Below are 14,733 nucleotides of genomic sequence, written 5' to 3' on the forward strand. Positions count from 1 at the left end.
ACAACGAAACGACAACGTCCGCAAAGCTCGAATTGCTATTTATTCAATAGCAAAGACCCCAATGAATCCGGGGATCTCGCGAGACAATCTTTACAGATTGCGCGCGTTGAAGGTGTCGCAGGACTTCATTTCACCCGTCTGGTAGCCCGTGCCGAACCAGCGTTGGCGCTGTGCACTGGAGCCGTGGGTGAAGCTGTCGGGCACCACGGCGCGGCCCGCGGAGCGCTGCAGGGCGTCGTCGCCGATCTTCTGCGCGGCGTTCATGGCGGCCTCGATGTCGCCCGGGTCAAGCCACTTCTTCGACTCCTGCGAGTGGTGCGCCCACACGCCCGCGAAGCAGTCGGCCTGCAGCTCGACGCGCACGCTGACGGCGTTGTTCTGCGACTGGCTCAGGCGCCCGCGCATGCCGTCGACCTTGGCGGTGATGCCCAGCTCGTCCTGCACGTGGTGGCCGACCTCGTGCGCGATGACGTACGCCTGCGCGAACTCGCCGGGTGCGCCGAGCTGGTTCTTCAGGGTGTCGTAGAACGCCAGGTCGATGTAGACCTTCTTGTCGCCCGGGCAGTAGAACGGCCCCATGGCCGATTGGCCGGTGCCGCAGGCCGTGGGCGTGGCACCGCGGAACAGCACGAGCCGGGGCGCCTGGTAGTTGCCGCCGCTCTTGCGGAAGAGATCGGTCCAGACCACCTCGGTGTTCTTCAGCACGGTGGAGACGAAGGCCGCCTCGCGGTCGCCGGTGGGCGGCTTGGGCGCGGGGCCTTGCTGCTGTTGCTGCACCTGGACCGGGTCGCCGCCGCCGCTGAGCAGGCTCAGCACGGTGAGCGGATTGATGCCGAAGACCCAGCCCGCGATGAGCGCGACCGCGATGGTGCCGATGCCGATGCTGCGCCCGCCAAACAGGCCGCCACCACCACCGCCGCCGCCCCCACCATCACGGCGGTCTTCGACGTTGTCGGATTGTTCGTTGCCTTCCCATCTCATCGCAGTCTCCTTGCCGGCTTGCTGAACGGCGTATTTGCCGGAACGTCGCAGGATGGTACTTGGCCCGGCCGCCCGGAACGTAACCGGCGGTCAGGATGCCTGTATCAGGCTGTCAGGTCTTGGGCAGCGTGACGCCGCGCTGGCCCTGGTACTTGCCGCCGCGGTCCTTGTAGCTGGTCTCGCAGACCTCGTCGCTCTCGAAGAACAGCACCTGCGCACAGCCCTCGCCCGCGTAGATCTTGGCGGGCAGCGGCGTGGTGTTGCTGAACTCCAGCGTCACGTAGCCTTCCCACTCGGGCTCGAACGGGGTCACGTTGACGATGATGCCGCAGCGTGCGTAAGTGCTCTTGCCCAGGCAGATGGTCAGCACGTTGCGCGGGATGCGGAAGTACTCCACGGTGCGCGCCAGCGCGAAGCTGTTGGGCGGAATGATGCAGTAGTCGCCGTGCATGTCCACGAAGCTCTTCTCGTCGAAGTTCTTCGGGTCGACCACGGTGCTGTGGATGTTGGTGAAGACCTTGAACTCGGGCGCGCACCGGATGTCGTAGCCGTAGCTCGAGGTGCCGTAGCTGATGATCTTGTGGCCGTCGTTCTCGCGCACCTGGCCCGGTTCGAAGGGATCGATCATTCCTTCGTTCTCGGCCATGCGCCGGATCCATTTGTCGCTCTTGATGCTCATATGCGCTCGCTGATGCTGCTGCGGGGGAAATCGGGGCCGAATTGTGGCATGGGCGCCCTGAGCGCCCTCCCCCCGCAGGCGCCGCTCAGCCCGCCTGCGAAATCACCGTGCGCTCGACCAGCCGGTCGTCGCCCAGCACGATCATCGCGAACAGCAGCTCTTCGAGGTTGTTGGCCAGCGAGGTCTTGCGCGCCAGCAGCGGCGTGGCGGACGGGTTCAGCACCAGGAAGTCGGCCTCGCAGCCCGGCTGCAGGTTGCCGACCACGCCGTCCAGCCCCAGCGAACGCGCCGCGCCGCCGGTGTGGTGCCACCACAGCCGCGAAGGCGCGATGCTCAGGCCGGTCTTGGTCTGCCCCTCGCGGCCCACGTAGTACGCGGCCAGCATGGTGTGGAAGGGGCTGAAGCTGGTGCCGCCGCCCACGTCGCTGGCCAGGCCGTAGGGTTGCTCGAGGCGGTCGGCCGCGCCGAAGTCGAAGAAGCCGCTGCCCAGGAACAGGTTGCTCGTGGGGCTCACGGCGGCGGCCGTCTTCGTCTCGTGCATGAGCGCACGGTCGGTGTCGTCCAGGTAGATGCAGTGGGCGTACACGGCGCGTTCGCGCAGCAGGCCGAAGTCGGCGTACACGTCCAGGTAGGAGCGCGACTTGGGGTACAGCTCGCGCGCCCACTTCACCTCGTCGCGGTTCTCGGCCACGTGCGACTGGATCCAGGTGTCGCCGTATTTGGCGGCCAGCTCGCCGGCACCGCGCATCTGCGCGTCGGTGCTGGTGGGCGCAAAGCGCGGCGTGATGGCATAGCCCAGGCGGTCGACGTTGTGCCACTTGCGGATCAGCGCCTCGGTGTCGACCAGGCTCTGCTCGGTGTCGTCGCGCACGCCGTCGGGCGAGTTGCGGTCCTGCAGCACCTTGCCGGTGATCATGCGCAGCTGGCGGCGCTGCGCGCTCTCGAAGAAGGCGTCGACCGAGGCGACGTGCGAGGTCGCGAAGGTCAGCGAGGTGGTCACGCCGTTGCGCAGCAGCTCGTCGAAGAACACGTCGGCCACTACGCGCGAGTGCGCGGGGTCGGCGAACTTGCTTTCGGCCGGGAAGGTGTAGTTCTCGAGCCAGGGCAGCAGGCCGGCGGCGGGCGCGCCGATGATGTCGGTCTGCGGGTAATGCACGTGCATGTCCACGAAGCCCGGCGCCAGGATGCGGCCCGGCAGGTGGGTGGTGTGGGCGCCAGCATGGCGCTGCGACACGTCGGCATGGCTGCCGGCGTCGAGCACGCGCTGGCGGCCGGTGCTGTCGGGGGCGACGACCAGCAGGCCGTCCTCGTCGAAGACAGGCAGGCCGGCGGCGTCGAATCGCAGGAGGGAGGCGCGGTAGGCTTTTTTCATCGTGGATGCGGAGGGTAATCCAGCCCCGGACGGCGGGAATTGCCCTGCGCGTATGAGTGCTATACGCGCAACGCTCTCTTCAGGCGGGGGGAAGAGGCCGCGCTCAGCGCGTCACCCGCCCCTGCACGCCCTCGGCCAGCCAGTTCATCTGCAGGATCTGTTCGTCGCTCAGCTGCGCGCCCTTGGCGATCGCGACGCGGCCTTCGTTGTCGCGCACATCGGCCGCCACCGCGCGGAACGGCTGCAGCTTGCCCGCCGCGATGTCCTTCTGCCGCGCCAGCACCTCGTCCTGCACGGCCTTGGGTACCTTGGTGCCGAAGTCGCCGACGCGGATCATTCCTTCCTTCACGCCGCCCCAGAGGTTGCCGCTCTTCCAGGTGCCGTCGAGCACGGCCTTCGCGCGTTGCGTGTAGTAGCCGCCCCACTGGTGCGTGACCGCGACGATCTGCGCGTCGGGCGCGATCTTGCGCATGTCGGAGTGGTAGGCCACGGCCATCTTGCCGCGCTCCTGCGCGGCGGCCATCACGGCGGTGGAACCGGTGTGGAAGGCGAGCACGTCGGCGTTCTGGTTGAACAGCGCCATGGCCGCGTCGCGCTCCTTCGGCGGATCGAACCACTCGTTGAGCCACACCACGATCACCTTGGCCTTCGGGTTCACCGAGCGCATGCCGAGCGTGAAGGCGTTGATGCCCTGCAGCACCTCGGGAATCGGAAAGCCCGCGACGTAGCCGGCCACGTTCGTCTTCGTCATGCGCCCGGCCGCGATGCCCGCGAGGTAGCGGCCCTCGTAGTAGCGGGCGTTGGCGGTGGCGACGTTGGGCGCGGTCTTGTAGCCGGTGATCGATTCGAACTTCACGCCGGGAAAGTCCTTCGCGACCTTCAGCGTGGGCTCCATGTAGCCGAAGCTGGGCGTGAAGATCAGCTGGCTGCCCTGCTGCGCGAGGTCGCGGATCACGCGCTCGGCATCGGCGCCCTCGGGCACGTTCTCGACGAAGACGGTGTTCACGCGGGGGCCCAGCGCGGCCTCGACGGCCTTACGGCCTTCTTCATGCTGGCGCACCCAGCCGGCATCGGTGACCGGCGTGACGTAGACAAAGCCGACCTTCAGCGCGTCCTTGGCGGGAGGCGGCTTCGGCGGCGCGGTCTGGGACAGGGCGGGGGATAAAAAGCAAGCGGCTGCCAGCGCCAGAACGGCGCGGCCCGCGAGGTTTTTGTACATGGTGTTCCTCTACATGGCCCCGGAAAAGCAAAACCCCGCAGCAGGCCGGGACGCCCTGCTGCGGGGTGGAGATTTTAAGCGTCGGGGCTCAGCGAGCCCTGCTCGCCGCCCACAGCCACGCAGGCACAGGTGTCATGCCCGCGCCGCCGCATCCGCCCCGTTCGCCCGGTAGCGCGCCGCCGGCGCCGTGCTGGACAACCTGCCCGACATCGCACGCCGCGCCGCATCGAACGCATCCCACTCGGCCAGATCAGGCAACGCCGGAATCGTGACCTGCTCGCCCTGATCGAGCCCCGCAAGGGCGGCATCGACCATGTCCTGCGCCGTCATCACGATCTCCTTGGGCAGGTGCGCCATCGGCACGCCCGCAACGCCCCAGAACTCGGTGGCTGTCGCACCGGGCAGCACCGCCTGCACGCGCACGCCTTTGTCCTTCAGTTCGTGCTGCAGCGACTGGCTCAGCGCCAGCACGAAGGCCTTGGTGCCGCCGTACACGCCGTTGAGCGTCTCGGGCGAGATCGCCACGATGGAGGCGATGTTCACCAGCGTGCCGGCACCGCGTTCGACGAAACCCGGCACAGCCGCGTAGGTGAGCCGCGTGAGCGCGCTCACGTTGAGCTCGATCATGTCCTCCATCTTGTCGATGTCCGAGCCGAGCAGCGGCCCGGCGGCGCCGAAGCCGGCGTTGTTCACCAGCAGGGTGATGTCGCCGCGAGTGCGCAGCACGGCTTCCACGGACGCGATGTCCTTCCGGTCGGACAGGTCGGCCGGGAGAACCTCGACCTTGCGCCCGGTCTCGTCCGAGAGCTTCGCGGCCAGCGCGGCGAGGCGTTCGCGGTTGCGCGCCACCAGGATCAGGTCGAAGCCGCGCCGCGCGAGACGGTCCGCATACACGGCGCCGATGCCCGACGACGCGCCGGTGATGAGGGCCGTGCCCTTGTTCGGATTTGCTTGGGTTGCAGTCATGGAGTTTCCTTCGTCGCCACGGATGCGTGGCCGTGGGGAGAAGTTTCTTCCTGCAAGGCGATGGCGTAAATGTCATATAAACCACCTTTCAGGACATGCACTGCTCAAGCCGCCGCGGCCTCCCGCCGGGCCACGCGGCGCACGCTCTGCGGCGGATGCCCCAGCGTGCGCAGGAAGGCGCGGCGCATGCGCTCGGGGTCGCCGAAGCCTGTTTCACGCGCGACCACGCCGAGCGCGAGGCTGCCTTCGTCGATCAGCGCGCGTGCCGCCTCCACGCGCAGGTTCTCGACCGCATGCGCCGGCGACTGCCCGGTCTCGGCCTTGAAGGCGCGGCTGAACTGGCGCGGGCTGAGGTGCGCGACCTCGGCCAGTTCGTCCACCGACAGCGTCTCGCGCAGGTTGGCGCGCGCATGCACCAGCGCCTTCTGGATGCGGTCGGACTTGGGCGCCAGTTCGAGCAGCGCGGAATGCTGCGACTGCCCGCCCGCGCGGCGGTGGTACACGACCAGCTTCCTCGCCGCGAACCGTGCCGCCTCCACGCCGAGGTCTTCCTCCACCAGGGCCAGCACGAGGTCGATGCCCGCCGTCATGCCGGCCGAGGTCCACACCGGCCCGTCGTTGATGAAGATGCGGTCGGGCTGCACCTTGACGGCGGGATGGCGCTTCTGCAGTTCGCCCGCAAAGGACCAGTGCGTGGTCGCCCGGCGTCCGTCGAGCAGGCCCGCATCCGCCAGCCCGAAGGCGCCGGTGCAGATGCTGGTCACGCGGCGCGCGTTGCGCAGCCCCGCGCGCAGGAAGCGGCACATCTTCTCGGACGTGGGCGCGATGAAGAGCGCGCCGCTCATCACCAACGTGTCGAACTTCCCCGTGCCGAAGCGCTTGCTGTCGGTGACCACGCCCGACGAGCTGGTCACGGGACCGCCCTCTTCCGACAGCAGCTCGACCTGGTAGACCTGCTTGCCGGCATGGAGGTTCGCGAGCTCGAACGCGGCAATGGCAGCGAGGTCGAGGATCTGGAAACCGGGGAAGACGAGCATGCCGATGCGTTTCATGGCCATGTCCTGAAAAGAGGGTTGTTCAAGGTAGCAGACGCAAGGCTAGACCAACCCGTCCCACCGCGCCAGCGGGAGGGATACGGCCTGCGCCCTTCCCGCGCCGCGATGGGTGCCCCCACCAATCGGCAAGCGCCAGCCCGCGCGGGTCGTCCCACAATGGGCGTTCCCCACCATGACCAACCCGACGACAACGACAACAGGCGCCCCTGCAGCCGAACCGGGCGCCCACGCACACTGGCAGCGCAACCTCGCCGTCTGCATGTTCGGCTCCTTCACGACCATCATCGCGATGACGCTGCTGCTGCCCTTCCTGCCGCTGTACGTCGAGCAGCTTGGTGTGAAGGACCACGCGGCCATCGTGCAGTGGTCCGGCGCGGCCTATGGCGCCACTTTCCTGAGCGCCGCGCTGGTCGCGCCGCTGTGGGGCCGGCTGGCCGACCGCTACGGGCGCAAGCCGATGCTGATCCGCGCGAGCCTCGGCATGGCCGTGGCGATGGCACTGATCGGTCTGGCGGCCAACGTGTGGCAGCTCGTGGGCCTGCGGCTGCTGGCGGGGCTGCTCGGCGGGTACGCCTCGGGCTCGATGGTGCTGGTCGCCACGCAGACGCCCAAGGACCGCACCGGCTGGGCGCTGGGCACGATGTCGTCGGCCATCATGGCGGGCAACCTCGTGGGGCCGCTGGTGGGTGGGGTGCTGCCGCCGCTGGTCGGCATCCGCAACACCTTCTTCGCGGCGGGCGCGATGATCTTCATCGCCTTTCTCGCGACGGCCTTTCTCATCCGTGAAGAGAAGAAGGCGCCTTCCGCATCGAAGCAACGCGGCGCCTCCGACGACACCGGCTGGGCCGCCGTGCCCGACAAGCGCCCGCTGGTCGCGATGCTCTTCACCGGCATGCTGCTGATGCTGGCCAACATGTCGATCGAGCCGATCATCACGGTCTACGTCGCCACGCTGCTCGACGACCCGCAGCGCGTGACGATGATGGCCGGCCTCGTGATGTCGGCCGCCGCGCTCGGCAGCATCCTCTCGGCCTCGCGGCTGGGCAAGCTGGCCGACCGCGTGGGGCACTGGAACGTGATCGTCGGGTGCCTCGCGGTGTCGGCGCTGCTGCTGGTGCCGCAGGCCTTCGTCACGGCAGGCTGGCAGCTGGTGGCGCTGCGCTTCCTGATGGGGCTGTCGCTCGGCGGGCTGCTGCCCTGCATCGCGAGCGTGATCCGCCACAACGTGCCCGAGCGCGTGGCCGGCAACATGCTGGGCTACTCGACCTCGGCGCAGTACGCGGGCCAGGTGGCGGGCCCGCTGCTGGGCGGCTTCGTGGGCGGGCACATCGGCATGCGCGCGGTGTTCCTCGGCACCTGCGTGCTCATGGCCGCAGGCGCCGGGTGGAACTGGCTCGCGCAGCGCGCGGCCGCGTCCACCACGGCGCCCGCTACTCGCTGATCTACTCGCTGACGACGGCGCTGCGGTAGGCCGCGTCGCCCTTGATCTCCGCTTCGGAGAACGGCACCTTCAGCCACTGCCCCGCGCTGTAGGCCCGGGTGTAGTCGGCGTTGTGCGCCGAGGCCGGGTCATCCGACAGCGAGAACGTCAGGAAGGTGTGCGCCTCGACGCCGCCCTCGGGGAAACGCACGATCTGCATGTAGCTGTTGCCGTTCGGGTTGCCGTCCATGGTGTAGCCGCCCTTGTCCAGACGGTTCTCGGAGCACGCGATGGTGAAGTAGCCCGGGCCGTGGCAGCCGCCGTACAGCGGGATCTTCTGGCCGCCGCGCGTGGCGAACAGGTAGTCGCCGCGCTGTGCATCGAGTGCGAAGCCGCTGGCCTCCACGCGCGCGACGGCCGCGCCGAAGGCCTGCTGCAGGGCACTCGCGGCGCCTGCCTTCAGGTCACGCGGCGTGTGGATCGGATCGCTCGCGCTGAACGGCACGTTGTAGAGCGTGGCCGCGGATTGCAGCGACGCGCGGTTCCAGAACTCGTCCCAGATGTGCGCGCCGCGCGCGCCGATCGTGCCCGTGTTGTTCCAGGCCTTGAGCACCGCGCAGGCCGGGCCGGTGTCCACGTCGCGCCCGATGGCGGCGCCGCCTTGCGGATCGGTCGCCACGTTGATCGTCGGCGTCGCGCACACCATGGCCAGCGCCTGGTCCTTGAACAGTTCAGCCGTCAGCACGCGGCTGTTGAGCACCATCTGCTTGACGGTCTCGGGCGTGGCCGCCTTGCCGGCGTAGCTGTCGGTGCCGTCGATGCGCGCCTGCGCCATCAGGTTGCCCAGGCGCGTGCGGAAGCTCACGGCCTCCGTGCCCGCGGGCCCCATGATGGCCGGGTAGCCGGTCATCGGCGCCTTCGGGTTCGCGAGCCAGTAGCTGTCGTTCGAGTTCTCGACGTAGTCGTCGCGCAGCAGGCTCGGCAAGCGAGCCGCGCCGATGGCGCCCTTCTGCGCCGAGTCGGCATCGGTCTGCCAGTCGCATTCGCTCTTCGAGCCGTCGAAGAAGGGCACGCGCGGCAGCGAGGCGCCGGCCGCCGCGCCCAGCGGCGTCGTGCAGCTGGCCACCTGGGCGGGCGACACGTTGGGAATCGCGCCGATGTCCGCATACCAGGCCTTGGCCGCGCCGCGGCCCACGGCCACGGTGTTGACCCACGGAATGGCCGCTTCCTCGCGCTGGATGGCGATGAACTCGTCCAGCGACTTGGCCTGGTTCCAGCGCAGCCAGTTCTTGAAGGTGCGGTAGTTCTCGCCGTTGATGTCGCGGATCGCGAAGGCCGTGGTCTGGCTCCAGGCGAACGGCGCACCGAAGGTCGTGAGGTTGACCATCGGCCCGTACTCCGACTTGTAGAGCGTGCGCGTCACCGGCGCCACGCTGCCGTCGGTCTGCTTCACGTTGACGGTGATGTTGAGCGCCTGCATCTTCACGGGCTTGCCGTCGCGCATGTAGCTGGTCGGGTCGCCCGCCGCGAGCTTCAGTTCGTAGAAGCCGAAGCGGCGCGCGGTCGACACCGTGTGGCTCCACGCGATGTTGTCGTTGAAGCCGATGAGGATCACCGGAATGCCGAGGAACGAGGTGCCGCTGATGTTGAGCTGGCCCGGAATCGTGAGTTGCGCCTGGTAGAAGCGGTCCGGCCCGCGCCAGTACCAGTGCGGGTTGCCGAAGAGCAGCGGGCTGCTGTCACCGGTGGCGGCGGTGCCGAAGCCGATCATGTTGCTGCCCACGCCCTCCTTGCCGCCGACCTGCAGCTCGGGCACGTTGACGAGCGCCGCCACCTGCAGCGAGGCCTTCTTCGCGCCGCCGCGCGCAGCCATCTTGGTGGGCGCCGCCGGTGCGGGTGCGATCGCATTGGCGATGTTCGCCAGGAAGTTGCTGTAGCCGCCCGCGAGGTTGGCCGCGTACATGCGGCGGTAGATGTCCTCGGCCGTGATGGGCTTCACCCAGGCTTCGTTGCGGCAGGCCTGGTGCGCCGTGCCGCCGGCCTTCACGTCGCGCACGTAGCGGTTGTAGCCAGCGGCGAAGCCCTCGACCAGCTGCTTCAGGTTGTCGGGCTGGGCCGCGATCATCTTCGCGAGCACGTCGGCCGAGATCACCTGCTTGTGGAAGAAGTCGGAGTCGATGTTCTTCGGCCGCGCGATGGTGCTGCTGGCCACGAGCTGCGCATCGCCGCCGAGGTACTGCGAACGCTCGCCGCGGTAGGTGAGGAAGGAGTCGGCCATCGTGCACAGGTCGTCTTCCGCCTGCGCAAAACCGTAGCCGTAGCCCACGCCGGGCCAGTTGTCGGCCTTGATGTGCGGCACGCCCAGGGCGGTGCGGCGGATCTCGGCCTTGTAGCTGCCTTCGGCCGGCGGGTTGGTGGGCGGGTTGCCGCCGATGGGAAAGAACGGGAACCCGTTGCCGCCTCCACCACCGCCACCGCAGGCGGTGAGCGTGGTCGCTGTGACCAACGCGAGCAGGGACAGCGGCATGGCGCCGCGCGAGGATGTCTGTCTCATGGATGTCTCCGGTTGATGCTCTCTTGATGGAGCACCGCCAGCTTAGGCAGGCAGGCCGGCTGCGGCTTGAACGCAGCCGCTGTCCTGCGCCGCGCCTGAAGACCTTCGAAGGCGCCTCAGTGCGCGAGGCCACGCCCCCACGCGTGCGAGGCCTGCTCGTCGGCCGTCACGCGCACCTGGTTCGACAGGAAGGACGGCGACAGGCCGAAGTAGCGCTGGAAGGTGCGGCTCATGTGCGCCGCGTCGGTGAAGCCGCTGGCCAGCGCCACGTCGGTCAGCGGGCGGCGCGCGGTGAACTGCTGCACCGTGCGGCGCACCTTGGTCCACAGCGCATAGCGCTTGATCGACACGCCCACCTGCTGCGCGAACAGGTGCGTGAGCCGGTCGGGCGAGAGAAAGGCCAGCGCCGACAGCTCGCGCAGCGGGATCTGCCCCGCATGCGTGCGGATGGCCTGCAGCACGCGCTCGATGCGCGGGTCGATGGCGGCCTCGATCTCGGGGCACTCGGTGATCGCGGTGACCAGCCTGGAGCTCAGCACCTGCAGGCGCCGGTCGGACAGCGCGCCGTGCTGTGCCGGTTCGAAGTCGTCGCGCGCGCGGCCGAAGCGGCGCGCGTCGATCGGCTGGATGCCGTGGCCGCCCATGTGCCGCGCGAGCATTCGGTAGGCGCTGGAGGCCGGGTCGAGGTTGAGCGACAGCAGCCCGCAGCCGTCGACGTCGAGCCGGCGCGACACGTGCGGCCCCACCAGCGCTGCGGTGCAGCGCACGCGCGTGCCGTCGACCGCCTCCAGCGTGAAGGGGTGGCCGCTGACCGAGGCCAGCAGCGTGGCCGACGAACGGGCCGTGAGCCCCGACTGGATCGCCGGCGTGATGTAGAGGAACCTGTCGTCCCACAGGTGCAGGGAGTTGTGCCGCGTGGTGGTCATGCCGTCTCGCTTGGGTCTTGTCTCTTGTACTTGTCTCCAGCGGCGGATTCTCACGCATCGCGGCGGCGGCCCGCGCAAGGGCCTGCGCTCAGCGGGGTTGCACGGTCTCGAGCTGCAGATGCTGGCGCACGGCCTCCAGCAGCAGCGTGGCCAGCCGGCTCGCCGGCGCCTCGGCGTGGTCCTGCGCGCGGTACAGCACGAGCGAGATCTGCGGCAGCGCCGGCAGCGAGAGCACCGCGCGGTCGAGCGCGCACACATGCGCAGGCAAGCCGAACGGCGTGCGCACGGTCAGGCCCAGCCCGGCCGAGGTCGCGGCCCACAGCGCCGCCAGGCTGGCGCTGCCGAAGGCACGGCGCCACGGCAGGCCGGCGCGGTCGAGCGCGGTGATGACGATCTCGCGCAGCGGGCACGGGGCGTCCAGCATGATGAGCGGCAGCGGCTCCTTGCTCTTGACCGCGCGAACGCCCGCGCGGTGCTCGCGCTCGGTCCACCAGGGCGCATCGACGCGTTCGGGCGCCGTGGGGCCGATCCACAGCAGCGGCATCCGCGCCACGCGCTCGGCATGCGGCGACAGCGGCTGGTCGCCCGCGTCCCACGCCAGCGCCAGGTCGAGCTGGCCCAGCTCGAGCCGCTCGCGCAGCTCGCCGCTGCGCGCCACGCAGGCCTCGATGCGCACCTTGGGATGGGCACGCGCGAAGCGGCCGAGCACGGCCGGCAACAGCGTCTCGCCGAAGTCTTCCTGCAGGCCCAGCCGCACCCAGCCCTGCAGGTCGGCGCCACGCAGGGCGGCGCTGGCCTCGTCGTTGAGCTCGAGCATGCGGTGCGCGTAGGCCAGCAGCGTCTCGCCGGCATCGGTGAGCGCCAGGCCGCGGCCCTCCTTGCGGAACAGCACGGTGCCGGCCTGCGACTCCAGCTTCTTGAGCTGCGCGCTCACGGCCGAGGTCGAGCGGCCCAGCTTGTCAGCCGCGCGCGCGTAGCTGCCGAGGGCCATGCCGGTGGAGAAGGTGCGCAGCACGTCGAGATCGAACATCACCTGGGTCATCGCGGGTCCTTGCATGAGGCTTCTCGATCATCCTGAATTTCAGGACGATCCGCTCATTATTTTCTGATTTTCAAAACCTTTGCAGCGGCCGACACTGCGCTGCAACATGACCCAATCGCCCTCCTCCCCTCCGTTGTCGCCCCGCCACCGCTGGAAGGTGCTCGCCGCCGGCGTGGCCGCCAACGCGGCCTTCTCGGTCGCCTTCAGCGGCATTCCCATGACCGCCGTGCTCATGCGCACCGGCTACCAGCTCGACAACGCCGCGCTCGGCCTGGTGCTCGGCCTCATGGGCCTGGGCATCGCCGTGAGCGAGCTGCCCTGGGGCCTGCTGACCGACCGCTGGGGCGACCGCCCCGTGCTGCTGGCCGGGCTGGGCAGCACGGCGATCGCGCTGGTCGCAATGGCGCTGTGGGCTGCGCCGGGCGCCGGACACGTGCCGGGCCTCGGCGTGCTCGGCGCGGGGCTGCTGCTGGTGGGCCTGCTCGGCGGCAGCGTGAACGGCGCCAGCGGGCGCGCGGTGATGACCTGGTTCGACGCCGGCGAGCGCGGCCTGGCCATGAGCATCCGCCAGACCGCCGTGCCGATGGGCGGCGGCATCGGCGCGCTGGTGCTGCCCTTCGTGGCGCTGCACTTCGGCTTTGCCGCGCTGTACGGCCTGCTGGCGCTGCTGTGCGCGCTGAGCGCGGCGATGAGCTGGGCCTGGGTGCACGAGCCGCCCATCGTGCCGCACCCGAAGACCACCGAGGCCGCCGCACCGAAGACCGGCCCGCTGCGCGACGTGCGCGTGTGGCGCATCGTGGCCGGCATCGGCATCCTGTGCGCGCCACAGTTCGCGGTGCTGTCCTTCGGCACGGTGTTCCTGCACGACTTCGGCCACGTTGGCCTGGGCACGATCACCGCGGCCATGGTCTTCGTGCAGGTCGGCGCGATGGCGATGCGCGTGTGGAGCGGCCGCTGGACCGACCGCCGCCGCAACCGCCCGGCCTACCTGCGCGCCTGCAGCGCGCTCAGCGTGCTGCTGTTCGCGGGCCTGGCCGCGCTGGTGATGGCGGCGGGCACCGAGGCACCCTCCACACCGCTGCGCCTGGCGCTGATCGCGCTGCTGGCCGTGAGCGGCCTGTGCGTGTCGGCCTGGCACGGCGTGGCGTACACCGAGCTGGCCACGCTGGCCGGCGCGGCGCGCGCCGGCACCGCGCTGGGCATGGCGAACACCAGCGTGTTCCTCGTGTGCTTCGTCACGCCCTTCTCGATTCCGCACCTGCTGGCGCTGCAGGGCTGGCCGGTCGTGTGGCTGGCGGCCAGCGCCTGTGCGCTGGTGGCGATGCCGCTGCTCGTGCCGCGTCGCAACGCCGGTCCCGGCGCCTGCACGGCCGAGCTGGCTCAGAAGGCGGCGAAGACGGCGTTGAGCCGGTCGACGTAGGCGCGCTTGGCGGCCGCGTCGATGAAGCTGCCCTCGAAGCTGTTGGCCGCGAGCTGCCAGGCCTGCTGCACGCCCAGGCCGGTGGCGGCGAAGGTCTGCGTGAAGTTCTGGTTCATGTAGCCGCCGAAGTAGGCCGGGTCGTCCGAGTTGACAGTGGCGACCAGCCCCGCCTCGAGCAGCGCGCCCAGGTTGTGCTGCGACAGGTCGGGGAACACGCACAGCTTGAGGTTCGACAGCGGGCACACGGTGAGCGGAATGCGGTCCTGCGCCAGCCGCTTCATCAGCGCCGGGTCTTTCGCGCTTTGCACGCCGTGGTCGACGCGCTCGACCTTCAGCACGTCGAGCGCGCTCCACACGTAGGCCGGCGGGCCCTCTTCGCCCGCGTGCGCGACCAGGTGAAAGCCCAGTTCGCGGCAGCGCGCGAACACGCGCGCGAACTTCTCGGGCGGGTGGCCGACCTCGCTCGAATCGAGCCCCACGCCGATGAACTTGTCACGGTACGGCAGCGCCTGCTCCAGCGTCTCGAAGGCCTCTTCCTCGCTCAGGTGGCGCAGGAAGCACAGGATGAGCGAGGCGCTCACGCCCAGCTTGGGCAGCGCATCGACGCAGGCGCGGTGCAGGCCGTTCACCACCGTCTCCATCGCCACGCCGCGCGCCGTGTGCGTCTGCGGGTCGAAGAACATCTCGGTGTGCACCACGTGGTCGGCCGCGGCGCGCTCCAGGTAGGCCCAGGCCATGTCGTAGAAATCCTGCTCCTTGAGCAGCACGCTGGCGCCGGCGTAGTAGATGTCGAGAAAGGTCTGCAGGTTGGTGAAGGCGTAGGCCTTGCGCAGGTCTTCCACGCTGGCATACGGGATCGAGACACCGTTTCGCTGCGCGAGCGCGAAGATCAGCTCGGGCTCGAGCGAGCCTTCGATGTGCATGTGCAGCTCGGCCTTGGGCATGGCGCGCAGCAGCTCGGGCAGGCGTTCGGCGGGGATGCGCTGCGCGAAGCTGGGGTCGAAGAGGGGGCGGCTGGAATCGGTCATGGGGCGTGGGAAATCGACGTTGTGATCGCGCACAGCATAAGGGCAGACACCCTGCGCGGCATCCCCGAAAA

The 14,733-nt window shown here is 69.4% G+C and carries 12 protein-coding genes; 2 read left to right on the top strand and 10 right to left on the bottom strand.

Translation table 11 applies throughout. The features are described 5' to 3' along the window. Positions 1–90 precede the first annotated feature (90 nt). The 6 genes from ypfJ to AC07O4_RS20525 form a co-directional block, all read right to left on the bottom strand. A complete protein-coding gene (gene ypfJ / locus AC07O4_RS20500) occupies positions 91–981 on the bottom strand; it encodes a KPN_02809 family neutral zinc metallopeptidase (RefSeq protein ID WP_495305492.1) in 891 nt (296 codons plus the stop codon). Between the two features lie 112 nt (positions 982–1,093). After that, a complete protein-coding gene (dcd, locus tag AC07O4_RS20505) occupies positions 1,094–1,660 on the bottom strand; it encodes a dCTP deaminase (protein ID WP_062477547.1) in 567 nt (188 codons plus the stop codon). Positions 1,661–1,745: 85 nt separating this feature from the next. Beyond that, positions 1,746–3,032 (bottom strand): guanine deaminase, encoded by a 1,287-nt coding sequence (gene guaD / locus AC07O4_RS20510; RefSeq protein WP_095744216.1) that lies wholly within the window; start codon positions 3,030–3,032, stop codon positions 1,746–1,748. Between the two features lie 103 nt (positions 3,033–3,135). Further along, a complete protein-coding gene (locus AC07O4_RS20515; protein ID WP_492744717.1) occupies positions 3,136–4,251 on the bottom strand; it encodes a BMP family ABC transporter substrate-binding protein in 1,116 nt (371 codons plus the stop codon). A gap of 132 nt (positions 4,252–4,383) precedes the next feature. Then, positions 4,384–5,217: an SDR family NAD(P)-dependent oxidoreductase gene (locus AC07O4_RS20520; protein WP_070061720.1), complete on the bottom strand. Its 834-nt coding sequence runs from the start codon at positions 5,215–5,217 to the stop codon at positions 4,384–4,386. A gap of 104 nt (positions 5,218–5,321) precedes the next feature. Then, a complete protein-coding gene (locus tag AC07O4_RS20525; RefSeq protein WP_095747499.1) occupies positions 5,322–6,269 on the bottom strand; it encodes a GlxA family transcriptional regulator in 948 nt (315 codons plus the stop codon). Between the two features lie 175 nt (positions 6,270–6,444). Between AC07O4_RS20525 and AC07O4_RS20530 the strand changes: the two genes are divergently transcribed. Next, on the top strand, positions 6,445–7,713 hold the full coding sequence (locus AC07O4_RS20530; protein ID WP_495305493.1) for an MFS transporter: 1,269 nt from the start codon (positions 6,445–6,447) through the stop codon (positions 7,711–7,713). A gap of 1 nt (position 7,714) precedes the next feature. On the opposite strand, the gene AC07O4_RS20535 is transcribed toward AC07O4_RS20530, so the two are convergent. From AC07O4_RS20535 to AC07O4_RS20545, 3 genes are all read right to left on the bottom strand, one after another. Beyond that, entirely contained in the window at positions 7,715–10,246 is a 2,532-nt protein-coding gene (locus AC07O4_RS20535; RefSeq protein WP_495305494.1) for a penicillin acylase family protein, read from the bottom strand. A 116-nt stretch (positions 10,247–10,362) separates the two neighbouring features. After that, entirely contained in the window at positions 10,363–11,172 is an 810-nt protein-coding gene (locus AC07O4_RS20540; protein ID WP_495266109.1) for a helix-turn-helix domain-containing protein, read from the bottom strand. Between the two features lie 88 nt (positions 11,173–11,260). Next, the gene (locus AC07O4_RS20545) at positions 11,261–12,214 is read right to left on the bottom strand and encodes a LysR substrate-binding domain-containing protein (RefSeq protein ID WP_495305540.1); all 954 of its coding nucleotides are present in this window, start codon (positions 12,212–12,214) and stop codon (positions 11,261–11,263) included. A gap of 106 nt (positions 12,215–12,320) precedes the next feature. On the opposite strand from AC07O4_RS20545, the gene AC07O4_RS20550 reads away from it, so the two are divergent. Further along, a complete protein-coding gene (locus AC07O4_RS20550; protein WP_495305495.1) occupies positions 12,321–13,634 on the top strand; it encodes an MFS transporter in 1,314 nt (437 codons plus the stop codon). Here the strand turns inward: AC07O4_RS20550 and AC07O4_RS20555 are convergent. Further along, positions 13,595–14,662 carry an adenosine deaminase gene (locus AC07O4_RS20555; RefSeq protein WP_495305496.1) on the bottom strand — a complete coding sequence of 356 codons (1,068 nt, stop codon included), beginning with the start codon at positions 14,660–14,662 and terminating at the stop codon, positions 13,595–13,597. The genes AC07O4_RS20550 and AC07O4_RS20555 overlap by 40 nt on opposite strands. Positions 14,663–14,733 lie beyond the last annotated feature (71 nt).

The sequence above is a fragment of the Variovorax sp. GW821-FHT09D04 genome (assembly GCF_059416405.1).